This window comes from Croceicoccus gelatinilyticus (assembly GCF_018398395.1).
Classification (GTDB): Bacteria; Pseudomonadota; Alphaproteobacteria; order Sphingomonadales; family Sphingomonadaceae; genus Croceicoccus; species Croceicoccus gelatinilyticus.
The window spans coordinates 636,951-662,806 of the sequence record NZ_JAHCBF010000002.1 but is presented as its reverse complement, the minus strand read 5'-3'; the positions used below and the strand labels follow the sequence as shown (position 1 = coordinate 662,806).

Annotated in this window: 25 protein-coding genes; 4 read left to right on the top strand and 21 right to left on the bottom strand. The window is 64.7% G+C overall.

The features are described from left to right. Window positions 1–39: 39 nt before the first annotated feature. The 8 genes from KIH45_RS07140 to KIH45_RS07105 form a co-directional block, all read right to left on the bottom strand. Entirely contained in the window at window positions 40–966 is a 927-nt protein-coding gene (locus KIH45_RS07140) for a bifunctional riboflavin kinase/FAD synthetase (protein WP_213175297.1), read from the bottom strand. 36 nt (window positions 967–1,002) lie between these two features. Beyond that, complete coding sequence (locus KIH45_RS07135) at window positions 1,003–1,524, bottom strand: dihydrofolate reductase (protein WP_213175296.1); 522 nt, start codon at window positions 1,522–1,524, stop codon at window positions 1,003–1,005. Then, window positions 1,521–2,606, bottom strand: a complete 1,086-nt coding sequence (locus KIH45_RS07130) for a 5-(carboxyamino)imidazole ribonucleotide synthase (protein WP_213175295.1) — start codon at window positions 2,604–2,606, stop codon at window positions 1,521–1,523. The genes KIH45_RS07135 and KIH45_RS07130 overlap by 4 nt, the downstream gene beginning before the upstream one ends. 13 nt (window positions 2,607–2,619) lie before the next feature. Further along, complete coding sequence (gene purE, locus KIH45_RS07125) at window positions 2,620–3,108, bottom strand: 5-(carboxyamino)imidazole ribonucleotide mutase (RefSeq protein WP_213175294.1); 489 nt, start codon at window positions 3,106–3,108, stop codon at window positions 2,620–2,622. A 10-nt stretch (window positions 3,109–3,118) separates the two neighbouring features. Next, window positions 3,119–3,811 carry a 2,3-diphosphoglycerate-dependent phosphoglycerate mutase gene (gpmA, locus tag KIH45_RS07120; RefSeq protein ID WP_213175293.1) on the bottom strand — a complete coding sequence of 231 codons (693 nt, stop codon included), beginning with the start codon at window positions 3,809–3,811 and terminating at the stop codon, window positions 3,119–3,121. Window positions 3,812–3,922: 111 nt separating this feature from the next. After that, the gene (locus KIH45_RS07115; RefSeq protein WP_213175292.1) at window positions 3,923–5,203 is read right to left on the bottom strand and encodes a dihydrolipoamide acetyltransferase family protein; all 1,281 of its coding nucleotides are present in this window, start codon (window positions 5,201–5,203) and stop codon (window positions 3,923–3,925) included. After that, window positions 5,203–6,249, bottom strand: coding sequence for an alpha-ketoacid dehydrogenase subunit beta (locus KIH45_RS07110; RefSeq protein ID WP_225899705.1), 1,047 nt, complete (start codon window positions 6,247–6,249; stop codon window positions 5,203–5,205). Before KIH45_RS07110 ends, KIH45_RS07115 begins: the two co-directional genes overlap by 1 nt. After that, window positions 6,246–7,502 (bottom strand): thiamine pyrophosphate-dependent enzyme, encoded by a 1,257-nt coding sequence (locus tag KIH45_RS07105; RefSeq protein WP_213175291.1) that lies wholly within the window; start codon window positions 7,500–7,502, stop codon window positions 6,246–6,248. The genes KIH45_RS07110 and KIH45_RS07105 overlap by 4 nt, the downstream gene beginning before the upstream one ends. A gap of 152 nt (window positions 7,503–7,654) precedes the next feature. Here KIH45_RS07105 and KIH45_RS07100 point away from each other — a divergent pair, with 152 nt between their 5' ends. Next, entirely contained in the window at window positions 7,655–8,125 is a 471-nt protein-coding gene (locus KIH45_RS07100) for an Lrp/AsnC family transcriptional regulator (RefSeq protein ID WP_225899704.1), read from the top strand. A gap of 13 nt (window positions 8,126–8,138) precedes the next feature. On the opposite strand, the gene KIH45_RS19430 is transcribed toward KIH45_RS07100, so the two are convergent. The 13 genes from KIH45_RS19430 to KIH45_RS07040 form a co-directional block, all read right to left on the bottom strand. Then, entirely contained in the window at window positions 8,139–9,506 is a 1,368-nt protein-coding gene (locus KIH45_RS19430) for a sensor histidine kinase (RefSeq protein WP_213175290.1), read from the bottom strand. A 46-nt stretch (window positions 9,507–9,552) separates the two neighbouring features. Further along, window positions 9,553–10,242: a response regulator transcription factor gene (locus tag KIH45_RS07090; RefSeq protein WP_213175289.1), complete on the bottom strand. Its 690-nt coding sequence runs from the start codon at window positions 10,240–10,242 to the stop codon at window positions 9,553–9,555. Window positions 10,243–10,353: 111 nt separating this feature from the next. Beyond that, entirely contained in the window at window positions 10,354–11,241 is an 888-nt protein-coding gene (locus KIH45_RS07085; RefSeq protein ID WP_213175288.1) for an S-methyl-5'-thioadenosine phosphorylase, read from the bottom strand. Window positions 11,242–11,282: 41 nt separating this feature from the next. Beyond that, window positions 11,283–12,605 (bottom strand): chloride channel protein, encoded by a 1,323-nt coding sequence (locus tag KIH45_RS07080; protein WP_213175287.1) that lies wholly within the window; start codon window positions 12,603–12,605, stop codon window positions 11,283–11,285. Between the two features lie 80 nt (window positions 12,606–12,685). After that, window positions 12,686–13,897, bottom strand: coding sequence for a M20 metallopeptidase family protein (locus tag KIH45_RS07075; RefSeq protein ID WP_213175286.1), 1,212 nt, complete (start codon window positions 13,895–13,897; stop codon window positions 12,686–12,688). Between the two features lie 75 nt (window positions 13,898–13,972). After that, window positions 13,973–14,485: a DUF2141 domain-containing protein gene (locus KIH45_RS07070; RefSeq protein WP_213175285.1), complete on the bottom strand. Its 513-nt coding sequence runs from the start codon at window positions 14,483–14,485 to the stop codon at window positions 13,973–13,975. Between the two features lie 216 nt (window positions 14,486–14,701). After that, window positions 14,702–15,856, bottom strand: a complete 1,155-nt coding sequence (locus KIH45_RS07065; RefSeq protein ID WP_213175284.1) for a nucleotidyltransferase domain-containing protein — start codon at window positions 15,854–15,856, stop codon at window positions 14,702–14,704. Next, window positions 15,853–17,535 carry an ABC transporter ATP-binding protein gene (locus KIH45_RS07060; protein WP_213175283.1) on the bottom strand — a complete coding sequence of 561 codons (1,683 nt, stop codon included), beginning with the start codon at window positions 17,533–17,535 and terminating at the stop codon, window positions 15,853–15,855. The genes KIH45_RS07065 and KIH45_RS07060 overlap by 4 nt, the downstream gene beginning before the upstream one ends. 59 nt (window positions 17,536–17,594) lie before the next feature. Then, window positions 17,595–19,463, bottom strand: a complete 1,869-nt coding sequence (locus KIH45_RS07055) for an asparagine synthase-related protein (protein WP_213175282.1) — start codon at window positions 19,461–19,463, stop codon at window positions 17,595–17,597. A 40-nt stretch (window positions 19,464–19,503) separates the two neighbouring features. Next, a complete protein-coding gene (locus KIH45_RS19330) occupies window positions 19,504–19,638 on the bottom strand; it encodes a hypothetical protein (RefSeq protein ID WP_273544098.1) in 135 nt (44 codons plus the stop codon). A 118-nt stretch (window positions 19,639–19,756) separates the two neighbouring features. Next, on the bottom strand, window positions 19,757–20,176 hold the full coding sequence (locus KIH45_RS07050) for a lasso peptide biosynthesis B2 protein (RefSeq protein ID WP_213175281.1): 420 nt from the start codon (window positions 20,174–20,176) through the stop codon (window positions 19,757–19,759). Next, window positions 20,173–20,439, bottom strand: a complete 267-nt coding sequence (locus tag KIH45_RS07045) for a PqqD family protein (RefSeq protein WP_213175280.1) — start codon at window positions 20,437–20,439, stop codon at window positions 20,173–20,175. Before KIH45_RS07045 ends, KIH45_RS07050 begins: the two co-directional genes overlap by 4 nt. Beyond that, entirely contained in the window at window positions 20,423–21,298 is an 876-nt protein-coding gene (locus KIH45_RS07040; RefSeq protein ID WP_213175279.1) for a hypothetical protein, read from the bottom strand. The genes KIH45_RS07045 and KIH45_RS07040 overlap by 17 nt, the downstream gene beginning before the upstream one ends. A gap of 225 nt (window positions 21,299–21,523) precedes the next feature. Here KIH45_RS07040 and rpe point away from each other — a divergent pair, with 225 nt between their 5' ends. From rpe to purH, 3 genes are all read left to right on the top strand, one after another. Beyond that, a complete protein-coding gene (gene rpe, locus KIH45_RS07035) occupies window positions 21,524–22,189 on the top strand; it encodes a ribulose-phosphate 3-epimerase (protein WP_213175278.1) in 666 nt (221 codons plus the stop codon). 7 nt (window positions 22,190–22,196) lie between these two features. Beyond that, the gene (locus KIH45_RS07030) at window positions 22,197–24,032 is read left to right on the top strand and encodes a heparinase II/III family protein (protein WP_213175277.1); all 1,836 of its coding nucleotides are present in this window, start codon (window positions 22,197–22,199) and stop codon (window positions 24,030–24,032) included. Between the two features lie 134 nt (window positions 24,033–24,166). Further along, window positions 24,167–25,762 carry a bifunctional phosphoribosylaminoimidazolecarboxamide formyltransferase/IMP cyclohydrolase gene (purH, locus tag KIH45_RS07025; protein ID WP_213175276.1) on the top strand — a complete coding sequence of 532 codons (1,596 nt, stop codon included), beginning with the start codon at window positions 24,167–24,169 and terminating at the stop codon, window positions 25,760–25,762. Window positions 25,763–25,856 lie beyond the last annotated feature (94 nt).

Here is a 25,856-nt window from a genome sequence, read left to right as displayed (position 1 = left end):
GCGCACCTAGAACAAAGCGGCGCGCGGATAAAGCATCACTTACGCGCCGAGCAGCCTTCGCGCCTCGTCGCAATCCTTCTCCATCTGCGCGACAAGCGCGTCGAGCCCGTCGAACTTCGCCTCGGGCCGGATGAAGTGATGGAAGGCGACCTCGATCTCCTGACCGTAGAGATCCTCGGAAAAGTCGAAGAAATAGGGCTCAAGCAATTCCTTGGGCGGGTCGAACGTGGGGCGGATGCCCAAGTTCGCCGCGCCGTTCAGCACGCGCCCGTCGGGCAGCAGGCCGGTAACGGCGTAGATGCCGTACTTGGGGCGGATGTAAGTGCCCAGATCGATGTTGGCCGTGGGATAGCCGATCGAGCGGCCCACCTTGTCGCCGTGCTGCACCATCCCGCGAATCGCGAAAGGACGGGTGAGCAGGCGCGCGGCCTCCTGCGGATCGCCGGACCAGAGCGCGTCACGGATGCGGCTGGAGGATATGACCTCGCCGCCTTCCTCGATCGGGGCGACGTCGTGCGCCTCTATCCCCACTTCGCGGCCCAGCGATTTCAGCAGCGCGACATCGCCCTGCTTGCCCTTGCCGAAGGTGAAGTCGCTGCCAGTGATGACGGCGGAGATGCCGAGATCGCGGCCGAGCAGGCCGGTCACGAATTCGTCTGCCGTGGTTCCAGCCAGCTTCGCACCGAATTCGAAGACCATCATCGCGTCTGCGCCCAGCGCTTCGAACAAGGACTCTCGCTGGTCCAGCGTGGTCAGGCGAAACGCCTTTACGTCGGGCTTGAAGAACCGGACGGGGTGCGGATCGAACGTCGCGACGATTACAGGGCGAGCCTGCTGGCGGCCCAGCTCGACCGCCTTGCCGATCACGGCCTGGTGACCAAGATGCACGCCATCGAAATTGCCCAGCGCCAGAACGGCACCGCGCAAGGTTTCGGGCACGGGATCGAGAGAGGTCAGGCGAATCATCGTTGGCTTGGCCTTAGGCCGGAGGCGGCTGGCCCCTCAACCCTTGCGGCGCAGGGTTACGAAGCTGAAAGCCGGGTGCTTGCCGTTTTGGGGATGATCCTCGCGTGCGATCTCCTCCCACTCGGCAGGGTCGATCGCGGGCATGGCAACATCGCCGTCGTAGTCGCGGTGGATTTCGGTCAGCTCGATCCGGCGGGCGCGGGGCAGGGCCTCTGCAAAGACGGCAGCGCCGCCGATCACGGCAATGCGCGCACCATTCGCGCGGTGCAGCGCATCGTCGAAGCTGCTTGCGACCTCGATGTCGTCATCCTCGTCGTCGTTATCGTCGCTTTTGGGCGGCATCCATTCGGGATCGCGGGTCAGCACGATGTGGCGGCGACCCGGCAGGGTGCCCGGCAGGGATTCGAATGTCTTGCGCCCCATGATCATCGGGGAGCCCATGGTCAGGCGCTTGAAATGGGCAAGGTCGGCCGGAATGTGCCAGGGCAGGCGGTTGTCGTTGCCGATCGTGCCGTTGGCGGCCCGTGCGACGACGATGAAAAGTTCCGGCCCCTTCATTCGGTTTCCTCGTGCAGGATCAGGCGGGTCACGTGACCCATCTTGCGCCCCTCGCGCGCCTCCCCTTTGCCGTAGAGGTGCAGGTGTGCGCTCGGGTCGTCAAGCACGGGAAGGCATTCTTCCGCCGTCGTGCCGATAAGATTGTCCATTACCGCACCCGGAACGCGCAATCCGCAGTCGCCCAAGGGCAGTCCGCAGATGGCGCGGATGTGATTTTCGAACTGGCTGGTGGTCGCGCCTTCGATGGTCCAGTGGCCCGAATTGTGCACGCGGGGTGCCATCTCGTTAAAGACGGGGCCATCCGCGGTCGCAAAGAATTCGAGCGTGAGGACACCGACATAGTCGAGCGCCTGCGCGACCTTGGCGGCAAGCTTGCGGGCCTCGGGCACTTGCGCCAGCACCGTGTCGCCAGCCGGGATGGTGGAGCGCGAGAGGATGCCGCCCGAATGGTCGTTCTGCGCGCTGTCCCAGAAGCGGATGTGACCGTCGAGCGCCCGCACGAGAATGACCGAGAACTCTGCCTCGAACTTCACGAAGCCTTCGTAGATCAGCGGCAGCGGCGGCACGGTCAGTTCGTCTGCGTCCGATGCCTGCTTGATGCGCCACTGGCCCTTGCCGTCGTATCCGTCGCGGCGGGTCTTGAGGATGCCGGGCGTGCCGATCTTCTCGATCGCGGCGCAAAGGCCGGCCTCGTCCTCAAGCGTGAAATAGGGGGCGGGGCTGCCGCCCAGTTCGGACACGAAGTCCTTTTCGGCAAGCCGGTCCTGCGCGATTTCGAGTGCGCGGGCAGGCGCGCGGAGCGGCACGTCGCCAAGCGCGGCAAGCGGCGCGACGGGGACGTTCTCGAACTCGTAAGTCACGACGTCGCAATCGGCGGCGAATGCGGCCAGTGCAGCTTCGTCCTCGTAGGCGGCCTGCGTGAAAGCCGCGGAGACTTCGGCAGCGACGCTGTGGTCTTCGGGCGCGTAAATGTGGCAGCGATAGCCAAGCTGGGCCGCGGCCATCGCCATCATCCGGCCCAGTTGCCCGCCGCCCAGGATACCGATCGTGCTGCCCGGGGGGATGACCGGCAAGTCGCTCATCGCAAGTCTTTCCTCAGGCCTCGTCGGAGGGGCGCTCGGCCACGCTCTCGCTTTGTGCAGCGCGCCATGCCTTCAGCCGGTCTGCCAGCGCCTCGTCGTTGGTGGCAAGGATCGATGCGGCCAGTAGCCCTGCGTTCTTCGCGCCCGCATCGCCGATGGCCAGCGTGCCGACGGGAACGCCGCCCGGCATCTGGACGATGGAAAGCAGCGAATCGTTGCCCGACAGGGCCTTGGACTTCACCGGCACGCCCAGCACCGGCAGGTGCGTCATCGATGCGATCATGCCGGGCAAGTGCGCGGCGCCGCCAGCGCCCGCGATAATGACCTTGAAGCCTTCGTCCGCCGCGCCTTTGGCGAAATCGAACATGCGTTCGGGCGTGCGGTGGGCCGACACGATGCGGCAGTCGGTCTCGACGCCCAGATCGGCAAGGACGTCCTTGGCATGGCGCATGGTGGGCCAGTCGGACTGGCTACCCATGACGATCGCGACAAGTGCGCTCATCAACCGCTCCTTATGCGTCCGAGAGGTAGTAACGCTCGCCCGAGGGCTTGCCGCCTTCGAACGGATAGACGATCGGCTGGCCGGTCGGAATCTCGAGGCCGGTGATGTCATCGTCGGAGATGCCCGACAGGTGCTTCACCAGCGCGCGCAGCGAGTTGCCGTGGGCCGAGACGATGACCGTCTTGCCCGAGGCGAGGACAGGCTCGATCTCTGCCTCGTAATAGGGGAGCACGCGGATGATCGTGTCCTTCAGGCTTTCGGCCATCGGAACGTCGATCCCGGCATAGCGCGGGTCGGCCGACAAGTCGAAAGTGCTGCCCTTTTCCATCGCGGGCGGCGGCGTGTCGAAGCTGCGGCGCCAGATGTGGACCTGCTCGTCACCGTGCTTGTCGCGGGTTTCCTGCTTGTCGAGACCGGTGAGGCCGCCATAGTGACGCTCGTTCAGGCGCCAGTCCTTCGTTTCGGGAATCCACAGCCGGTTCGCGGCGTGCAGCGCAAAGTGCAGCGTGCGGATCGCGCGGGTCTGGAACGAGGTGAAGGCGACGTCGGGAAGCATGCCCTTGGCGGCCAGCAGTTCACCTGCGGCCTTGGCTTCGGCCTCGCCCTTTTCGGTGAGGTCTACGTCCCACCATCCGGTAAAACGGTTCTCCAGGTTCCACTGCGACTGGCCGTGGCGGACGAGGATAAGGTTCGTGGCGGACATGTTCGGTACGCGGCTCCCTTTGACTGGAAGCCACGGCCCCTAGCGCGGGTGTGCCGGTTTGGAAAGCCGCAAGCGCGAAAGGGCGGGCCATTGCCGGCCCGCCCTTTCGGCTTAGTCCATGTAGAGAAGCGCCGGGTTCTCGATCAGGCGCTTCAACGCCTGCATGAATTGCGCGGCTTCATACCCATCGACGATGCGGTGATCGAAGCTGGAGGAAACCGGCATGATCTTGCGCGTCACGATCTCGCCATTGCGGCGTTCCAGACGCTCCACGATCTTGTTCGGGCCGACGATCGCGGTTTCGGGGCGGTTGATGATCGGCGTGGTGGTGACACCGCCGATCGGACCCAGCGACGTGATCGTGATGGTGGAGCCGGAAAGCTCCTCGCGGCTGGCCCCGCCGTCGCGGGCGGCCTTGGACAGGCGAGTGATCTCGTCCGCCGTGGTCCACGCGTCCATCTGTTCGGCATGGCGGACGACGGGGACCATCAGGCCCGCCGGCGTCGCGGTGGCGATGCCGACATGGACCGCGCCGTGCTGGCGCAGCACGCCCGCATCATCGTCGTAATGCGCGTTGATATGCGGGAAGTCGGGCACCGTCTTCACGATAGCGCGCACCAGGAAGGGCAGGAAGGTCAGCTTGGGCTGGCCTTCTTCGCGCGATGCGTTGAGCACGGCGCGCAAGTCCTCGAGCGCGGTGACGTCGAATTCCTCGACATAAGTGATGTGCGGAATGCGGCGCCAGGTCTCTTCCATCCGCTCCGCGATCTTGCGGCGAAGGCCGATGACCTTGATCTCCTCGACGCCGCCGCGCGTCGCGAAACGCGGGTCGCCGCCGCCGAGATAGTTCTCGATGTCCTCGGGCGTGACGCGGCCGTTGCGGCCCGTTCCGGGGACCTTGGCAAGATCGAGGCCGAGCTTGGCCGCTCGGCGGCGCGTGGCAGGCGCGGCCAGCGGGAAACCGGCGTGATCGACTTCTGCAGTCGGCGCAGGCGCGGGGCGCTTGGCAACCGGAGCCGGGGCAGGCTTCGGAGCCGCAGCAGGCTTGGGCGCGGCGGGCTTGTCCTCGGCAGGCGGCGGGGTCGGGCCTTCGGGTGCCTCGTTCGGGGCTGTAGCGGGGGCGGGCACTTCATCAGAAGAATTGCCTGCGCCTTCGACCTCAAGCTCGACGAGGACCGAACCGACGGCCTTCATCTCGCCAACTTCGCCGTGGATCGCACTGATCGTGCCGCCAACGGGGCTCGTCATGTCGACGGTGGCCTTGTCGGTCATCACGTCACACAGCGCGTCGTCTTCCTCGATCGTGTCGCCGACCTTGACGTGCCATGCCGTGATCTCGGCCTCTGCAACGCCTTCGCCGATGTCGGGCAGGCGGAACTTGTAGATACCCATCAGCGGTACTCCACGGCAGCTTTTATCGCCTCGGCAAGCCGGATCGGCCCGGGGAAGTAATCCCATTCGAAGGCATGGGGGTAGGGCATGTCGTAACCGGCCACACGCTCGATCGGCGCGCGCAGGTAATCGAAGCAGCGTTCCTGGACGAGCGCGGAAAGCTCGCCGCCGAAGCCGCCGAAGCGCGATGCCTCGTGCAGGATGACGCAGCGGCCCGTCTTGCGCACCGATGCGGTGATCGCATCGATGTCGAGCGGGACGATCGAACGCAGGTCGATCAGTTCGGCATCGACACCGGCATCGGCGATACCGGCCTCTGCGACATGAACCATCGTGCCATAGGCAAGGACGGTGACTTCGCTGCCTTCACGCACCAGCGATGCGCGGCCCAGCGGAACCTCGTAGTGCCCGACAGGGACGTCGGCGGTGGCGAGGCCCGAATTGGCCCAGGTCTTCAGCTCCTCGTCCGGACGGCCATAGAACGGACCGTTGTAGAGGCGCTTGGGTTCCAGGAAGATCACCGGATCCTCGCACTCGATCGAGGCGATGAGCAGGCCCTTGGCGTCGTAGGGGTTCGACGGGATCACCGTCTTGAGGCCCGTGACATGGGCGAAAATCGCCTCTGGGCTCTGCGAGTGGGTCTGGCCGCCGAAGATGCCGCCGCCATAGGGCGTGCGGACGGTGACGGGGGCCGAGAACTCGCCGTTCGAGCGGTAACGCAGGCGCGCCGCTTCGGACACGAGCTGGTCGTAGGCGGGCAGGATGTAGTCGGCGAACTGGATCTCGGGCACCGGCTTCAAGCCGTAAGCGCCCATGCCGATGGCCGCGCCGATGATGCCGCCTTCGGTCAGCGGTGCGTCGAAACAGCGGGTCAGCCCGTGCTTGGCCTGAAGCCCTTCGGTGACGCGGAAGACGCCGCCGAAATAGCCGACGTCCTCACCGAAGACGAGAACGTCCTCGTCTTCACCCATCTTCACGTCCAGCGCGCTGTTGAGCGCCTGGATCATGTTCATGCGCTTAGTCTCAGTGGTCGGGTTCTCGGTCATGCGCTGTCTCCCGCGCGCCGGTGCTTCAACTCACGCAGCTGTTCCTTCAGCCTCCAGTCCTTCTCGGCGAAGACGTCCTCGAACATTTCCTCGATCGGGGGCTTGGACTGGCCCAGTGTGCCGATGGCCTCGGCTTCCTTCACGGCGACCTTCACCTTTTCCTTCAGTTCGGCTTCCAGCGCGGCCTGACGTTCCTCGTCCCATGCGCCCAGCGCGATGAGGTGGTCTTTCAGACGCTCGATCGGGTCGCCCAGCGGCCAATGCTTCGCCTCGTCCTTGGGGCGATAGGCGCTTGGATCGTCGGAGGTGGAGTGCCCCTCGGCGCGGTAGGTGTAGAACTCGATCAGGGTCGGGCCATTGTTGGTACGGGCGCGTTCGGCGGCCCATTGCGTCGCGCCCCAGACGGCGAGGAAGTCGTTGCCGTCGACCTTGATGCCGGGGAAGCCATAGGCCAGCGCCTTGGCCGCGAATGGCAGGCGTTCGGGGGCTGCGAAACCGGCGAAGCTGGAGATCGCGTACTGGTTGTTCGTCACGCACAGGATCGTCGGTGCGCGGTAGGCGGCGGCAAACGTCATCGCTTCGTGAAAGTCGCCTTCCGCGGTCGTGCCGTCACCGACATAGGCGAGGGAGATCTTGGTGTCGTTCTTGTAGGCCGACGCCATCGCCCAGCCCACGGCATGGACGAAACGGACGCCAAGGTTGCCCGAAATCGAGTAGAAATCGTATTCGCGCGCCGAATGCAGGATCGGCAGCTGTTTGCCCGCCAGCGGGTCTTCCGCGTTCGAGAAGATCTGGTTGCACAGCGTGGTCAGCGGATAGTTGCGGGCGTGGAGCCAGGCCATGGCGCGATAGGTCGGGAAGAACATGTCCCCCTTGTCCAGCGCCATCGACTGCGCGGCAGAGATCGCCTCCTCGCCGGTGGACTTCATGTAGAAGCTGGTCTTGCCCTGACGGTGCGCGCGGAACAGGCGGTCATCGAAAGTGCGGGTCAGAACCATGGCGCGCAGACCCTTGATCAGGGTTTCGGGCGCCAGCTTCGGGTCCCACGGACCGACGGCCTTGTTGTCGTCATCCAGCACGCGGATCAGCTCGTAAGGCAGATCGCGCATGTTGCTTTCATGCTCGGCAATGTCGGGGCGGCGCACTGCGCCGGCTTCGCCGCGATTGACATGCGCAAAGCTGACTTCCGTGTCGGGACGGGCAGGCGGCTCCGGAATGTGAAGCTCTAGGCGGGGTAGGTTCGATTTCGTCACACGTGCATCCTCTCGCGGCGGGTTCGCGGGCCGCTCTCCCAGTCTAACGCAGTTGGAGAGGAATGTTTTCCCTGAATCTAACCTCGCTCGGGGCCTGCTAGGAAGAATTTTCCTTTTTTGCCGGTCTGGCGTAAAAGTCTTTTCCCTAATTGATGCAAATGCGAAATGGCATGGACGATACCGACTGGAAGATCCTGCGCACCCTGCAGGCAGAGCCCGAGCTTTCGATCAACGCATTGGCCGACAAGGTGGGCCTCTCGCACACCCCTTGCTGGCGGCGGCTGAAGAAGCTGGAAGAGGACGGTGTGATCGCCAGCCGCGAGATCGTGCTCGATCAGCGCAAGGTTGGTCTTGGCGTCGATGTATTCGCCAATGTGCGCATCACGCGGCACGATGAAGATACGCTGGAAGCGTTCGCGGAGGCGGTCGAGAGCCATCCGCAGATCGTGGAATGCTTCCTTGTCGGCGGGGACAGCGACTACCTGCTGCGCGTGGTCGCCGGATCGATCGAGGAGTACGAGCGGTTCCTGAAGAAAGTGCTGGTCCACATGCCGGGCGTCGCCTCGGTCAATTCCAGCTTTGCTATGCGGCGCATCAAGTTGACGACGCGGCTGCCCATCTGATCAGGCGATCTGGTCAGGCCGGCTCGACGTCTTCCGGCTTTTTGCCGCCGACCACGAATGTCGCGCCGCGCATCGTGGGCTTGAGCCGGATATCGAGGCCGTGCCTGCGCGCGATCGCACGGGCGAGCGCAAGGCCAAGGCCCGATCCGCCGCTGCTGCCGTCATTGCCCTTGGCACGGCGGAAGCGGTCGAAGATCGCGTCGCGGTCCTCGGGCGGGATGCCGGGGCCGGTGTCGGACACGGTGATCACCGGGCCTTCCGCCAGCGACAGGATGACAGTGCCGCCGGTGGGCACGTACTTGAACGCATTGTCGAGCAGGTTGGTGACGAGGCGGGTCAGCTGCATCTCCTCGCCAAGGAAAGTCACGCCCGGCGCAATATCCCATTCGAAATGGTGGCCGGTTTCCTCGGCGCTGCCCTCGTAGATTTCGGCGACATGCTCCAGCAGGTCCGACAGGTCCACGGGATGTAGCCCGCGCGGATCGCCGCGATGCGCCTCGCTGTGCGAGATGTCGAGCAGCGATTCGAGCATCGTGATGACCCCGCGAATATCGCTGCGTGCCTCGCTCAAGCCCTGCGCTGTCGCATCGTCCGGCGCGGTCTTCAGTGATTTGAGGATGCGGCTATCGAGGTGCATCAGCGGCGTACGCATTTCGTGCGCGATGAGGTCGGTCGTCTCTCGCTGCGAATCGACGAGGTGGTTGAGCCGGTTCAAAGTCTCGCTCGTCCGGCGGGTCAGTTCGCCGATTTCGTCCTCGGCGTTGCGGTCCTTTGCCAGCTGCTCCAGCCGTTTCTCGTCCGGGTTCTGGAACGCCTGGATCACGCGGTCGACGCGGCGGGACAGGCGCGCGGTCGTCAACCTTCCCGCGACACCCACCGCAAAGACGACGAAAAGGCCGCCTGCGACGAAGGCAAAGCCGATCTCGTTCAGGATCATCTGGTCGAGGCTGGATTCACGCCCGACGAACAATCTGCCCTCTGCCAAAAGCAGACCGCGGGCGTGGACCCGCGTGCCGTTCGGCAAGGCGATCGATTCCGGTTCGGTCCCGACCTCGAAGCCGGCCGGCCAACCCGAGAGGTTGCCGGTGATGATCGCGCCGTCATTGTCGACGAGAAGGTAATGCGGGGCCGACCCTGCAGGCCCGCTGAAGGCGAGGCGTTCGTTGATGCGGCGGGCAAGGCCGGTGACGCCGTCGTCCCGGTAGGCTTCCGACAGCGTGGTCACGTCGGCGTTGACGGCGGCTTCCTGCGTCGCGGTAGAAAGCTGTTCGAATTTCGCGCCGACAAGCGCGCCCAGCACCAGCACGACGACGATGCAGACCGCGATCGACCAGGCGACAAGCCTGGTGAAGATCGAATCGAGCAGTCTGACCTGTGTCACGCCGCGCTATCCCCCGCTAGCGGCAAGCCACGCCCGTTAGGCGCGATCACTTGCCGTCGAGCAGGCGATAGCCGGTACCCCAGATGGTTTCCAGCGCGGGAGAATTGAAACCGTCCTCCAGCTTGCGGCGAAGGCGGCCGATGTTCACATCAACTACGTTGGTCTGCGGATCAAAGCTCATCTTCCAGACGTCGCGCAACAGCATTTCGCGTGTCACGACTTCGCCGGCGTTTTCCATCAGGTAGCGGAAAAGCTCGAACTCCTTGGGGCTGAGCGCCAAGTGCTTGGACCCGCGAAAGGCGGTGCGGGCCTTTACATGGCATTCGAACGCGCCGTGGATGATCACCGCGCTATGCGCGTGGCCGGCGGCACGGCGGTGCAGGGCACGCAAACGGGCGAGCAGTTCGGTCGCCTCGAAAGGCTTGGCCAGATAGTCGTCCGCGCCAGCGTCCAGCCCTTCTGCCCGGTCTACCGTGCGGCCCAGCGCCGAAAGCATCAGGACCGGCGTGCCGATCCCGCTTTCGCGCATGCGCTTCACCACGGTCAGCCCGTCGATATCGGGCAGCATCCGGTCCAGAATGATGACATCGAAGTCGCCGATCCCTGCGCGGCGCAGGCCATCTGCGCCGTTGGCTTCCCACGTGATGCGGTCGCCCGTGGCGCGGACAAGCTGCTGCAGGTCCGATGCAGTGCGCGAATCGTCTTCGATGTGCAGGATGTCGAGGCCACCTGCCATGCGTTTTCCCCCTATACCGCCCGGCGCGTACGCACGGGGCCCCGGCCAGATGCTACGCCAAATATAGCCCGGACACAGGCAAAGATGGCGTTACGACGATGACATTTCCTGTCATGACTCGCCTGAAGCACCATTCAGGATGCGTCCGGCCACGGCATCGAGCTTTGCCAGCAGCATCGGATCGCGCGCAGAGGGCGCAGTGATGAGCGCGGTGTCGAGAGTCGTGTCGATGGGCGAGACGGTACGTTTTTCGGGCAGCGAGTGCGCCAGTTCGACGACCGCGCGGCGTGCGATTTCCGAATTTGCGCGCATCTGTTGCAGCACGGTGGCGACATCGACCGCCGCCTCGTCCTCGCGCCAGCAGTCGTAGTCGGTGACCATTCCGACAAGCGCGTAGGGAAGCTCGGCCTCGCGCGCCAGTTTCGCCTCGGGCATGGCGGTCATGCCGATGACGTCTGCGCCCCACTGGCGATACATGTGGCTTTCCGCGCGGCTGGAAAACTGCGGCCCTTCCATCGCGAGGTAGGTGCCGCCATGCGCGACTTTGCCACCCGCCTTCTCGACCGCCGCGCCGACAAGGCCCGACAGCCTCTCGCACACCGGATCGGCCATCGAGACATGGGCGACCATGCCGCTGGTGAAGAAGGTGGAAGCCCGGTTTACGGTGCGGTCGATGAACTGGTCGACGACGACGAAACGGCCCGGCTCCAGCTCTTCGCGCAGGGACCCGATGGCGCTGATCGCAATGACGTCGGTGCAGCCCGCGCGCTTCAACGCGTCGATATTCGCGCGCGCATTGAGTTCGGTGGGCGAGATTGGATGGCCCCGGCCGTGGCGCGGCAGAAAGCGCACCTCGACATCGCCGATCCTGCCGAACAGGATCTCGTCAGACGGCGATCCGAAAGGCGATCGCACGGCGATCCACTGCGCATCCTCGATCGCATCGATCTCGTAGAGACCCGACCCGCCGATGATCCCGATGACCCATTTGTCCTTCATGGCCGCCACGCATAGGCGAGGCGGGCCCTGCGATAAAGCGTTCAGGCAGGCTTGTCGGAATTGGCGGGCTCGGCCTTGTCATCCTCAGCCGGCGGCATGAAATCCTTGGCGAGCGCGTGGTAGAGCCTTTCGCGGCAGACCATCGCACCGGCCCAGTCGGCAAAGAGCGCCGCTGCGAAAAGTGGCAGCAGCAGGCCGATATTGCCGGTCGTTTCGGTCAGGATGATCACGGCGGTCAGCGGCGCGCGGACGACGCCGGTGAAGTAGGACACCATGCCTAGCATGACGATGGCACCCGCCGTCGCGCCGGGAAACAGCCAGGTCAGCCACTGCCCAAAGCCTGCCCCGACTGCCAGCGAAGGCGCAAAGATGCCGCCCGGAATCCCGCTGAGCGAGGTTGCCAAGGTGGCGGCGAACTTCGCAGGGCCTAGCCACTCGCTCATCACCTGGCCTTCAAGTGCCATCTTGGCAGGTTCATAGCCCGTGCCCCAGGTCAGTCCGCCCGAAGCAATCCCGACCGCCGCGACAACCGCGCCGCAGACGAAGGCGAGCAGGATGGGACGCTTGCCGAACATCCTGCTCTTCCGTGCCGCCTGACGCGAGCGGATCAGCGTCCGCGCGAACAATCCGCCCAGCGCGCCGCCCAGCAGGCCCGCAACGGGAGCTGCGATCAGCACGGTCTGCAGCGGCAGCGTCGCGTCGATAGAGCCGAAATAGGTGTAGTTTCCTGCGATGCCTTGCGCAGTCATACCCGCGATGATCACCGCGCCCATGACGAGCGCCGCCATGCGCTGTTCATAAGCGATGGCCAGTTCCTCAATCGCAAAGGCGATCCCGGCAAGCGGCGTGTTGAATGCCGCCGAAACGCCCGCTGCGCCGCCCGCGATCAGGACGCTGCGGCGCACGGCAGCCTGCGTCATGCGGTGGGTCGCGGTCATGATCGCTGCGCCAACCTGCACCGTCGGACCTTCGCGCCCGACCGAGGCGCCGCCCAGTAGCGCCAGCACCGTCAGCGAGATCTTGGCGAAACCGGCTTTCAGCGAAAACAGCCGGTCGGTCGCACGCTCGTCGCGTACGGCTGCGATGACTTGCGGGATGCCCGATCCTGCCGCTTCTGCCGCCAGCATCCGCGTCAGCCATGCGCAAGTCACAAAGATTGCGGGTGTAAGGATCGCGGGAAGCCAGAACCAGCGAGCTTCGAGCGCGTGGAACAGGTTGAGCGCAAGGTCGCCTGCCCATGCGAAAACCAGTGCGACGAGACCGATTGCGATGGCCCCGATCAGGGTCGCCACGCGGCGTCGCCAGTCCCCCATTTCCTCGCTCAGGCGCTTGGGAAACGGGATGGGGAAGCGGGGGCGACTCATTGCGTGGCCGCCTTAACGGAGGGGCCGGTCAGGGTCCAGCGATGTTCAGGAAAACTGCCCTAATCCTGTCCGCCCAGCGATCAGGCCGGCAACCCCCGCTCAAGCGTTTCCAACGCCAGTGCCGCAAGCAGCGCGGATCCGCGCGGCAGCACGCTTTCGTCAACATGCATGCGCGGGCTGTGAAGGCCCGGTGCCTTCTGCCAGTCTGCGTCGGGCTTTGCGACGCCCAGCAGGATCATCGCGCCCGGCACCGCGTCGAGGACGTAGGAGAAGTCCTCTGCCGTCATCAGCGGATCGGGCAGTTCGTACCACGCCTCTTCACCAAAGCGGTCTTTCACGACCTCACGCGCAAGAGCGACAGCGCGCCCATCGTTGTTGGTGACGGGAAAGCCGTGCTCGACAATGAATTCGCCCGCCATGCCGTGGGCCGAGGAGATACCCTCGACCAGGTCCTTGCAGGCCGCGTGAACCCGTTCGCGCGTTTCCGCGGACAGCGTGCGGATGGTGCCGCGCAAGGTGCAGACGTCGGGAATGATGTTGTCGGCATCGCTGGCGCGGAACTGGGTAACCGTGACGACGACCTGGTCGGCGGCATTGAAGCGGCGCGTGACCATCGCCTGCAGCGCGGTTACGATTTCGCAGGCGACCGGCAGCGGATCGGCAGAGAAGTGCGGCATTGAGGCATGGCCGCCGCGCCCTTTCACACGGATCTCGATCGCGTCGGACGCGGCCATCAGTGGGCCTTCGCGGCACACGAACAGCCCGTGCGGGGCGTTGGGAATGATGTGATAGGCAAATGCGGCCTCGGGCAGAGGGTCGATCAGCCCGTCCTCGATCATCATGCGGCCCCCGCCGAAACCTTCCTCGCCCGGCTGGAACATGAACATGACTTCGCCGCGCAGGGCATCGGCCCGCTCGGCCAGCAGCTTTACCGCGCCGACCAGCATGGCGGTATGCGTGTCGTGGCCGCAGGCGTGCATCCGGCCCGGAATGGTGGAGGAGAAATCGAGGCCCGTTTCCTCGCCCATCGGCAGCGCATCCATGTCGCCGCGCAGCAGGACACGCCGTCCTTCGCCCGCGCCGCCTTTGAGGATCGCGACTTGTCCCGTCGTCTGCGGACCTTCGCGCCATTCGAGCGGCAGGTCGGCCAGAGCTTCGCGCACCTTGGCCATCGTCTTGGGAGTTTCGAGGCCCAGTTCGGGCTCTGCATGGATCGCGCGGCGCAGGGCCGTAATCTCTGGCCCGATGGCTTCGGCGGCGGCGGTCAGTTCGTCATTCGTGATGCGGTTCATGCCCCACAAGATAAACGCCCCGGCCGCCATGTCGAGCGGCCGGGGCGCATGTCCCGTGTCCGAAGAGGAAAACTCTTACGGGTAAGTGATGTTGATCCGCGTCGTCAGACCCGGCTTCGGCACGCTCAGTCGGACCGAGCGGAAGGCGGGGATGCCGGCCAGCGTGCTTGGGTTGTTCGAAAAGCCGAAGCCCTCGGTCGGCAGGCCGAGGCCGCTGCGGTTGATCTTACGGCTGCCATCTTCGTCGTGATAGATCGCGATGGCATAGACGCCGTTCTTCGGCAGCTTCACGCATCCGCGCCACGTGCCCTGCTTGGCCGGGAAACGCACGACGTCGAGCGAACCCTTGCTGACGAGGAAGCGGCTGGAATCGTCGGCATAGATCGTGACTGCCATCAGGCCGGACGAGCTTTTGACGCCGGTCACTTCGACATTCAGCCAGGACTTGCCGGAAAGATCGCCTTCGCACTGGGCCGGTGCGGCCAAGGCGGGGGCAGGAGCCGCAGCAAGCGCGCCAAGACCCGCGACAGCCATCACGGGCGCTGCGAGAAGGCTCTTCTTGCCAAGGCCGAACTTAAGTGCACTCATCGGTATCTCCGATACGAAAGAATTCATGTCTGCGGGGGAGAAGGCGTGAAGGTGGAGGCGCCACGTGACGCTTTCAACCCTAACTCATCGCCCCCGATCGCCGTTCCAGCCGGTTCGGTGCGAACGCGGCTTTTCCAGCAGTCTTGCAGGTCGAACTAGCTTTCGACCCGTGAATAGCCGCTGAATTCCTTCTTAATCGAGGAGTTTGCAGGCGTGTTACGGCTGGCCCAGCCAGCGCGCGACAATTGCGCCCGATGCGGCTTCGGACCGGGCGCGGGCATCGCTGCCTTGCCGCACCGTGCGCATCGCGCGGCTGATGAACCAGCGGGCGAAACCTTCGTCGTGTTCGCGTTTGATGCCGCCCTTAAGGCGGGCCGCCAGAGTGGGAAAGACACCGTCGCGCGCAGTCTGCGATGAGAGAAGGACCTGCGCCCGCTGGTCAAAATCCTGCAGCAGCAGGCGCTCCCCTTCCGCCAGCACTTCGGGCGGAACCTGATCCTGCCCTATGTCCAGCCCGGTCGTCCCCATCACCTTGTCGACAAGCGCGAGGACCAGCCGCGCTCCGGCAAGCCAGCCGCCGTCGTTCGCCATGGCGGCAAATCTCGCGGCATCGATTGGTGAGCGCGTCAGCATCTGTGCGATGTCGACCAGGGCGAGCGGGCCGCAATCGAAGCGGTGATTGTAGGCGGCGTGAAGCACCTGGTGGCCAAGCATTTCTGCGTCACCGGGGAAGGCGATTGGCGCGCCTGCAAGAATCTCGACCTTTGCGCTCGCTAGGATCGCAGCAGTGTCGATGCACGGCAGGCCCGGTTCGGCAATGCGGTGGTGGAGTTCGACATAGCGCTGGCAGTCGGGCAGCAGGATCGGATCGAGATGTTTGTCCCCGTCCAGCGCCCTGGCAATGGCGCGCTCGCGATCGGCGGGCACATCGCAACCGGCCTGTTCCATCGCGTCAAGCGCGCGAGGCAGGTCATCGGGCGTCACCAGCAGGTCGATGTCGCGCATCGGACGCAAGGCCGCTTCGGGATAGTCGAAGAAAGCCAGTCGCGCGCCTTTCAGCGCCACCATGGGCACATCGGCGTCTCCAAAGGCCCGAGCCAGTCGAACGAGAGCAGCCTGAGCGGTCAATACGCAGAAAGAGGCCGTGCGATAGGCATCCTTCCATCGACCGGCGCGGTCGGCTGGAACCGGCCACTCTGACCCGGCCGTGCGCAGCCGGTGGTGCAGCCACGGCTCCAGCCGGTGCTGCTGCGCCATCGCGGCGATTGCTTGCCAGTCGCCTACGTCCAATGCGCCCCATTCGGGCAGCGTCCGCGCCGGTCCGATCAGGTCGAGCAGCGCCGCCTTCTGCCGGTCGAGCGACTCGCTCATGCCCGCTGCTCGATCGTCTCGATCCGCCCATCGCGCATGTGGACGAGCGTGTCGGCAGCTTCGGCCAGCTTTCCGCGATGCGCGATTACGAGGATGGTGCGCGTTCCCTTCATGGCCTCGACGGCGGAGACAATTGCAGCCTCGTTCGCGGTGTCGAGCGCGCTCGTCGCTTCATCGAGGATCAGGAGCGCAGGATCGCGTAGCAGGGCGCGGGCAAGCGCAATCCTCTGCCGCTCTCCGCCCGAAAGCTGGCGCCCTGCGTCGCCGACCACCGTCTCGATACCGTCCGGCAAGTCGAAGACAAAGCTGGCGCTTGCCGTGCGCAAGGCGCGTTCGATTGCCTCCTCGCTGGCGTCGGGTTCGGCCCAGAGCATGTTTTCGCGCACCGTGCCGTGGAACAGAACCGGCTCTTGGTGAACATAGGCCACCGATCCTCGCCACCCGATCAGCGCCTGATCTGGCAGCGGTTGGCCGTCTACGCCGACTGCCCCCTCGTCGGGCACGAGCAGTCCTCCGAACAGGTCGGCAAGCGTGCTCTTCCCCGCACCCGATGGTCCCAGAAGAACCGTCGTCGTGTTGACGGCAAGGTCCAGCGATACATTCTCGACTGCCGCATGCTCGCGGCCCGGATGGTGCACGGTCACCGTATCGAGAAAGATGCTGCGTGAAGGCCGGATCGGCTCTGCACTTTCCGAAGTCGCTTCCTCGGCCGCGCGCATTTCTTTCAGCAGGGACTGGGCTTCGGTCAGGGCGGGGGCGGCATGAACCCATTGCTGCGCTGCCTGCTGCAACGAATCGAGCAAGGGAACCGAGCGTGCGAACAGCACGATAAGTGGCAAGAGCACAGCAGGTGCGATGCCGCGTACCGATGCCAGCGCCACGATCCCTGCCAGCAGAAGGGCGGCCCCGGCGTGTAGCAGAACCCGGCTGCGCCCCGCGGCCTGCGTGAAGGCAATTTGCGCATCGCGCAGCCCTTGGGTCGAACGGCGCATGTCCGCATCGGCGGTGCTCTCTCGTCCATGGCTTTTCACAAGCCTGATCGCGCGCAGGGTATCGTCGAGAACCGCCTGCACCCGGCGATAGTCGTCGCCCAGCCTTTCGCCCAACAAATGCGCCCGGCGGCGAAGCGGGCCAAACGCGGCCAGCACCAGCAGACCGCCGCCCACGGCGACGAGAGCGAGGAGCGGCGACAGCCAGAGCGCCGCGATCCAGATCGCTGCCAACGTCGCGAAACCCGAGATCAGGATGAGGAGATTGGCAAATCCGAAGCCAAGCCTGTCGACACCCATCACGATCAGGCTGGCATGATCCGAAGTGCGCTGCGCCGACAACGTGCGCCAGTCCGCCCTGACAAGTGCGGAGAAGATCTCCGTTCGCCAATGATCGATCACGTCCAGTTGCAACCGACGCTGCTGCACGCTCACCGCGTATTGCAGAACCGCGCGCACGGCGACGAGCCCGACGAAGAATGCGAGCAGGGCGTTGAGCGTGACATGGCTGGCAAGCGGCCTCGCCCATGAAGGGATGTTGCCTACATCGGCGGACAGCAGCGACAGCATCGGCACGAGCGCGATGATGCCCGCCCCCTCGGTCAATGCGCTGCCGAGCATAAGAGCAAGCAGCGCCAGCAGTTTCGGCGTTGGCACGCTGCGCAAAAGTGTGATCGAAGTGACCGTCATCGCTTTTGTCCTACTGCGGCGGGTCCTTCGCGTCACGCACTGGACACCGGGGCCGCATATCAGTTCCGCCCATCGACATAGCGGGCGAAGCGGGCGGCGACGACTGCGGCGGCCAGCGGCATGAACACCTCCAGCTTGGTGCGGTAGTCAGGGCTGTCAGGCCAATTGTCCAGCATGTCGATTGCCCGGTCGACATCGATGATCCCGTTCATCACCGGATCGTCGGCAATGCGCTCCAGCTCTTCGCGCATGAACGGCAGGCGGGGTGTTTCCCGGGCGAACCAATCGACTCCGTGGCGGCCATAGCGGCGGTTCGTCCGTTGTTCCTCGGGCAGACGTCCGATCGCCATGCGGCGGGCCAGATAGCGCTGTTCACCGCGCCTGACGTACTGGTCCGTGGGAATGGTGAGACAGAATTCGATCAGAGGGCGATATTGCGGGATCGTGCGCAACTGAAATCCGTAGAGATCCTCCAGTGCTGCGGTCATCTCGGTTCCGGCGGTTGTCATCGACCAGGCATCCTCAATGAACTCGTGCCGGGTCCTGACCCATTCGCGTTCGCCATATTGCGCGCGGTACCGCGCATCGAGGTCGAGCCTTTCGCGCACGTCCTTGCGTACAAGGGGGCGGGCCATTTCTCCGTGAACCAGTGTACGGATCGCCGAACGTATCGCCGCGGGAAGGTTCGGCAACAGCGAACGGGCGGCAAAACGGCGCCACATCGGCCGGTCGTCACCCGGCACCGCACGCAGCAAGTGCATAAGTTTGCCGAATTGTCCGGTGCGCAGGAATTCGACGAAGGCCCAGTTTCCTTCGCAGCTGAAGGTCTGGTTGCCCATATCGGCAGAAAAAAGCCAGTCGCATCCCGCGTCCGAGGCGGCTTGCCACGGCCCGCGAAACTCGGTCGAGACAAGCGAGGGATAGGCCGCGTCGCTGGTGCGGATCGTATCGTCCAGCATGCGTCCGAAAGCGATACCGCGATTGTCTACGAACTGAGTGTCGAGCGCCGGATACATCGCGGCAAAGGCTTCGACTGCAGGACGGTCCGAATGGAAGTGCGCGGGCAGGACCGGTTCGTTGCCATCCGCCATGGGTTCGAATGTAAAGCTCTTCAGCCTATGTCCGGACGGAAGCTGGTGCAGGATTTCGGCTGCGACCAATGGGGAATCGAGCCCGCCCGAAAGCAGGATGCCGGGCTTGATCGCAGGGCGCAGCGCATGGCGTACAGCGTCAGAAAGAAGTGCGTTTGCCTGTTCCACGTAATCGTCGTCACGGGCCAACCGTGTCTGCGGCAGGGCATGCGGGTCATACCATTGCACTTTCTGGGCGCTGCCATTCTCAATCGTGACGATGCTGCCCTGTTCGACCTGACTGATGCCGTCGAAATAAGTTTGCGCACCCCATTGGGGAGCGAGGCCGTACATCATCTCGGCATAGCGGGCCGGATCGACCCGCCGTTCCAGACCGACACCGAAGAGTACGCGCGGAACCGACGCCGCGACGGCGCAGTCCTGTTGAAGAGTGTAGAAGAGGCCGTGCTTTGACCAAGGCGCGCGCGAAAGCCGCATGACCCCGTCCGCAGGGATCAGGATCGCGGCATAGTCACCTATGATCCTGCGTTCAGCGGCAAGTCCCCATGCCTCGACCGCTGTGCCATAAAGGGTCGCATTGTCGCTTTGCGGGGGGAGCGAAAGATCGCGCGCGATCTGCGCTGCGTTGTCGATCCAGCCATGGAAGGCAACCGTTGCGCCGCTTGGCAGCCGCGCTGTCTGGCCGTGACCCAACCGAGGAGGATGGCGAACCAGAATCGTTGCGTTGCCGACATGCGAGCGTGTTTCCTCGCCACGCGCAGCAGCCGCATCCCCAAACGAAAGGCGCGACAGGTCGAGCCGGGGATTGTCACCCCAGACGATTCCTGCCGCGATCATGTCAGTTCAGTGAAGAAGGAGTGCCTCAAAGGGCACTCGCTCAGCTACGGCCGTTGCCGACGCCCTGCTGGTTGCCGCCGCTTTGGTCAGCGGCGCTGCCAGAACCTGCAACGTCGCGCAGCGTGCCGACGAGCTTCAGTTCAGGCTTCGCCCAAGTGCGTTCGTTCTGGTTCATGTCCGTAAATTTTCCCACAAAAATTGCCCGATCCATTCGGGATGGCGACCATTAACCGTCCAGAACGTTAGCGCGCGGTTATATTGCGGTGCGGTGTAAAAGCAATTGCCCGCGACAATTAACCTCGAAATTGTAACAGGCTGGCATGGTTTCCGCCGCTATCGCCCAGCACCGCGTGCCCCTGCCATTCCACCCAGGCGTGCAGATCGTGCGCGCTGCCGCGTTTTTCCGCAGGCAGGATGCCAACGATGATCGCATTTTCGATGCGGCGGCGCTTCAACATCCAGCGAAGCCCGATTGCCTGAGGCAGGCAAAGCGTGCCGGGCAGGCGGAAGGCCGCGCGCCGCACGGCTGCGCTGCATTGGTGCACCCGCTTTTCCTCTGTCGCGCTTGCTTGATGTGCAGCGTCGGCTGGCGCGTAAGGTCCTGACGTGCCCAGCAGGCGGCTCCAGCTGCGAAGCGGCACGAAGCGCACGAGGAAGCGCGCCGCCAGCAGCAACGCCATCGCCTCCAGCGTGCGGAGGCGCACGCGCATCATGCGACCGCGGTCTTCACCAGTCCGGCCCCTGCCAGCGTGGCCACGAACTGCGAAACATGTTCGGCAATCTGCGCCTCGCTTTCATCGAAGCGTGGAGAAAGCAAGGCGACGATGTCCGCTTCGTCCCGCGTTCCGTCGATCGCCTGCCAGATCGCCAGGCCGGTCCCTTCGAGGGAATAGAACAGGCCGCTTTCGACATTCATCAGGACGACTTCGCCGTCGACCTCGGTCTCGACGAAGCTGCCTTCACACTTGCTGATCATTTTCGTCTTGTCCGTCCGTGTGTCCGATCTGTGCCAGCTTGCCGGCAAGGTATTCGTGGGTTGCGTTGAACCGTTCGGGGTCAAGCGGTCGAATGAAACGGAAGACTGGCACCGAGTTGGCAAGCCGGGCAAGGTCCATCATGCGGCCCGCGCGGTCCTGTCCTTGCGCCATGATCCGATGTTGCGCGGTATAGTGATCGTCATCAAGCAACGCGATACGCGCCGCGCCGTGTACGTCAAGGGCGAGCGTCTCTCCAACCTCGACACTGATGATCGCGCCGAGCGGGAGGGGGGCGTCGACTTCGCTAGGCTCTTCAGTAGCGAAAACCTTGCGGTAATCCTCCGACACCAGTTCGAGAGCAGGCATCCCCGTCAATGCCACCGAATCGGCCCAGAGCTTTAACCGTTTGTGCCCCGGAAGGCAGATCGGTCCGCCATCATCCATGTCGATTACCAGTGTATCGTCAGCAACGATCCGCTGGCCCTGTGCGCGCAGCCCGGCCGCCGTGGTCGACTTGCCCGCGCCCGGCGGGCCGATGAAGGCCATCGCCTTTCCGTTCACTTCGACGGCAGAGGCGTGCAGCGGTGTGAAGCCGTTGATCGCGGCCAACGCGCTGTGGACCGATCCGGACAGGAACAGCTTCAGCAGGCCTTCTTTCGCCGAATCATCCAGTTGCACGGTGATACCGTCACCCTTGCGATAGCGACAGGCAAAGCCTTCTTCGCGCAGGAGAAATTCATCGCCCACGATCCGGTTGTGGCCGATCGCCACCTCATATCCGCCGAGAACAGGTTCTACCGCGCCATACGTGACGCGGCTTTCACGTTGCATCACGGACATGGGATCGGGCTTGGGCATCCTGGGTTCCGCCCCGCCGCCGGCGTCGGGGCTGCGCCTCGTTTTGCGGGATATCTGCGCTTAACCAAGCGCTTCGCCGCGTTCAAGCGGATGCGCCAGCGCTGGTGCGATCCGGCACAGGCAGAGATTAACCGCACTTTTCATGCTCGGCCCATGCTCAGCCATGTGAATAAAGCTGCGATTGCGCCTTGTGGCGCTTTGCCTCGCTGGAGTAATTCGAGATCCATGCCCACACCGCTTATCTCTCCCTCCATCCTGTCTGCAGACTTCGCCGCGCTTGGCGAGGAAGTGCGCGCCATCGACGCTGCCGGCGCGGACTGGATCCACGTCGACGTCATGGACGGCCACTACGTCCCCAACATTACCATCGGCCCCGCCGTGGTGAAGGCGCTTCGCCCGCACACCGCCAAGACCTTCGACGTCCATCTGATGATCAGCCCGGTGGACCTCTACCTTGAGGATTTCGCCAAGGCGGGCGCGGACATCATCACCGTCCACCCCGAGGCCGGACCCCATGTCCACCGCACGGTGCAGGCGATCAAGGCACTGGGGTGCAAGGCGGGCATTTCGCTCAATCCGGCAACCCCTGCCAAGATGCTCGACTACCTGATCGACGACATCGACCTTGTTCTGGTGATGAGCGTCAATCCCGGTTTCGGCGGGCAGAGCTTCATCCATTCGCAGCTTCGCAAGATCGAGGCTGTGCGCAAGATGATCGACAAGACGGGCCGCGACATCCACCTCGAGGTCGATGGCGGCGTGAATGCGGAAACCGCGAAACTTTGCGTCGATGCTGGGGCCGATGTGCTGGTCGCCGGTTCAGCCACATTCAAGGGTGGGCCCGACAAGTATGCCGAGAACATCGCCGCCCTGAAGGCGGCAGGAGGCTGATGCTTCCATGGGCTTCGAACCGACCCGCCTCCCTGACGAGCCGGTCCGGATCGAGCCCCGGAACCGGGCTTTACCCTTGAATGGCAGCGATACCGAGAACGGGCTGGTCGAACCGGCCCCACTGACGCCGGAGCCGACGCTTTCGGGTGAGCCCGAGCTTGCCGACCTGTCGCCGCCGCGTCTGGGCGTGGTAGATGGCGCAATGCGGTTCCTTTATGCGCGCGGCGTTTCGGCGCGCAATCTTGTCCGCCCGTTCCACAAACCTTCGCGCCTGCGCATTCTTGCCACGGTCGACGAGCCGCTTCCGGGTGAGCGTGCGGCTGGCATGGCGCTGCGCGCAGGGCACTTCCTGATCGCGGGTAAGCGGCTGGGGGTCGAGGCTGCCGACTATGGCAGCACGTCGCTTTCCCCGCCGGTGGCGCGCACGGTGCACGGGTTTACCTGGCTGGCCGATCTGGAGGCGGCGGGCACGCGTGACAAGGTCGCGCCGGTCGCGGACGACATCATGCGCCGCTGGATGCTGGCCAATGCCGAGATCGGGACCGGCCCTGCGTGGAATGTCGGCCATGTCGGGCTGCGCGTCCTCAACTGGCTGGTCCATGCGCCGCTGATCCTTTCGGGCAATGATCGGTCCTTCCGCGCCAGCGTTTTGCGTCACTTGTCGAAGACCGCACTCTGGCTCGACAAGCAGGCTCCGCGCGGCGGGGCTGCTCATGAGGTGATCCCCGCATGGGCCGCGATTACGGCGGCCGGACTGCTTCTGCCCGATGGCAAGCCGCGCCGCCTGTTCGGCGAAGCGGGGCTGATCGCCGCGCTCGGCGATACGGTGGGCGAGGATGGCGGAATGCTCTCGCGCTCGCCGGTCGACCAGATCGAGACTATCGCGATCCTGCTGCGCCTTTCGGCCTGTTATCGCGCTTGCCGCCGCGATCCGCCGGCGCAGATACAGGTCATGCTCTCGCTGATGATGCCCGCGCTGCTGGCGCTGACCCATTCGGACGGGACGCTGGGCAGCTGGCAGGGCAGCGCGCCGCTTTCGGCGGACCGACTTGCCTTGCTGACAGAGGCGGCGGACCCGCGTGCGCGTCCGCTGCACGATGCCAAGCACTGGGGTTTTCAGCGGCTGGCCGTGCGCCAGTCGGTCGTGCAGTTCGATGCCGCGCCGCCGCCCTCGGGCCGTCAGGCGCACGGCGGCTGCGCCTCGACGCTGGCGTTTGAATTCAGCCACAAGGAACAGCGCATCGTCGTCAATTGCGGCGGCGCGGCGCTGGCAGGCGCAGCGGTCCCGCGCCGGATCGAGGATGGTCTGCGCAGTACGGCCGCCCATTCGACCCTGATGCTAGGCGAACACGATTCGACGCCGGTGGAGCCGAACGGCAAGCTGGGTTCCGGCGTGAAGGCTGTGACTTTCGATCGCACCAAGGACGGCAGCGCCTCGGTGCTGACCGCATCGCACGACGGGTATGTCGCGCGCCATGGCCTGTTCCACGAACGCCGGCTTGCCCTGTCTGCCGATGGCACCCTGCTCGAAGGGGCCGATGCGCTGCTCCCCCGCGGGCGCAAGGCGAAGCGCGGCGATCACGGTTATGCCATCCGCTTCCACCTTGGGCAGGGGATAGAGATCGGGCACCAGCTCGAATCCGAAGGGGGCAAGGGCTTTGCGCTCGCCATGCCTGACGGGTCGTACTGGCAGTTCCGCACGGGTGCGCCGGGCCTCGTGGTCGAGGAATCGCTCTGGATCGATGCGGGCGGGCATCCGCGCGGCGTGCACCAGCTTGTCCTGACCGGATCTGTCGGGCGCGACGGCGGCAAGGTTTTCTGGTCCTTCAAGCGGATGGGCTGAAGCCCGCCTGCTAGGCCTTTAATCCGAGACGCGATCAACGTGGGTTTGGGCCCTTCGGGTGCTTGCGGACCGCAAAACCACGGCCTAGAGGCTCGGGCGGACTTCTAACCGTTCCAGCGCGAAAGGCCGCCTTCATGGAAAAACCGATCACGATTCGCCGTGCCCTCCTGTCCGTATCGGACAAGACAGGTCTCGTCGAACTGGGTCAGGCATTGGCCGCTCGCAAGGTGGAACTGGTCTCGACCGGTGGCACTGCGCGCACGCTGCGCGAAGCGGGTCTTGAAGTGAAGGACGTGTCCGACATCACCGGTTTTCCGGAAATGATGGACGGCCGCGTGAAGACACTGCACCCGATGGTCCACGGCGGGCTTCTTTCGGTGCGCGACAATCCCGAACACGCCGCCGCGATGGAAGCGCACGGCATCGGCGCGATCGATCTGGTCATCGTGAACCTATATCCGTTCGTTGAAACGGTGAAGAAGGGCGCAGGCCGCGACGACATCATCGAGAACATCGACATCGGCGGCCCGTCGATGGTGCGCTCTGCCGCGAAGAACCACGAATATGTCGCCATCGTCACCGACCCTGCCGACTATCCGGCACTGGTGACCGAAATGGACGCAGGCGTCGGCGCGACCGGATACGATTTCCGCAAGATGCTCGCCGCCAAGGCCTTCGCCGCGACAGCCGCCTACGACAGCGCGATCAGCCAGTGGTTCGCCTATGCCGACCAGGGCCAGAAATTCCCGCCGCGCCGCACGATGGCCAGCAACATCGCAGGCACCCTGCGTTACGGCGAAAACCCGCACCAGGAAGCCGCGCTCTACCTGCCCGAAGGTCCGCACGTCTCGGGCCTGCCGCAAGCGGTGCAGGTGCAGGGCAAGGAACTGTCCTACAACAACTACAACGACGCGAACGCCGCGCTGGAGCTTTGCGCCGAATTCCGTGACGGCCCGCCGACCGTGGTGATCGTCAAGCACGCCAACCCCTGCGGCGTCGCCACCGCGAACTCGCTGGAAGAGGCGTGGGACAAGGCGCTCGCCTGCGATTCGGTTTCCGCGTTCGGCGGCATCGTCGCGGTGAACCGCCCGCTTGACGCTGGCACGGCAGAGGCGATCACCAAGATCTTCACCGAAGTCGTCGTCGCCCCCGATGCGACGGAAGAGGCCAAGGCCATCTTCGCCAAGAAGAAGAACCTGCGCCTCCTGCTCTTGTCTGATGGCCTGCCCGATCCGCGTCGTCCCGGCGTCAACCAGGTCGTCATCGCCGGCGGCCTGCTGGTGCAGGACCGCGACAGCGCTGCGGTGAGCGAGGCGGACCTCAAGGTCGTGACGAAGCGCGCCCCGACCGAGCAGGAGCTGAAGGACTGCCTCTTCGCATGGACGGTCGCCCGCCACGTGAAGTCGAACGCCATCGTCTATGCCAAGGACGGCCAGACCGCCGGTATCGGCGCGGGCCAGATGAATCGCCGCGATTCGGCGCGCATCGCCGCAGCCAAGGCCGCCGAAGCTGCCGAGACCTACGGCTGGTCCGAGGCCAAGACCGTCGGTAGCGCGGTCGCCTCCGACGCGTTCTTCCCGTTCGCCGACGGCCTGCTGTCGGCGGCCGAGGCTGGCGCGACGGCGGTGATCCAGCCGGGCGGTTCGATCCGTGACGAAGACGTTATCAAGGCCGCTGACGATGCCGGTCTTGCCATGGTCTTCACCGGGATGCGCCACTTCCGGCACTGATTTTTTAAAGCTGCGCTGTAACCGGTTCAGGTTCCTGAACGAAAGGATGGAGTAGGATTCATCCTTTCTTCAGCGGACCCGGGTTAAGACCGTG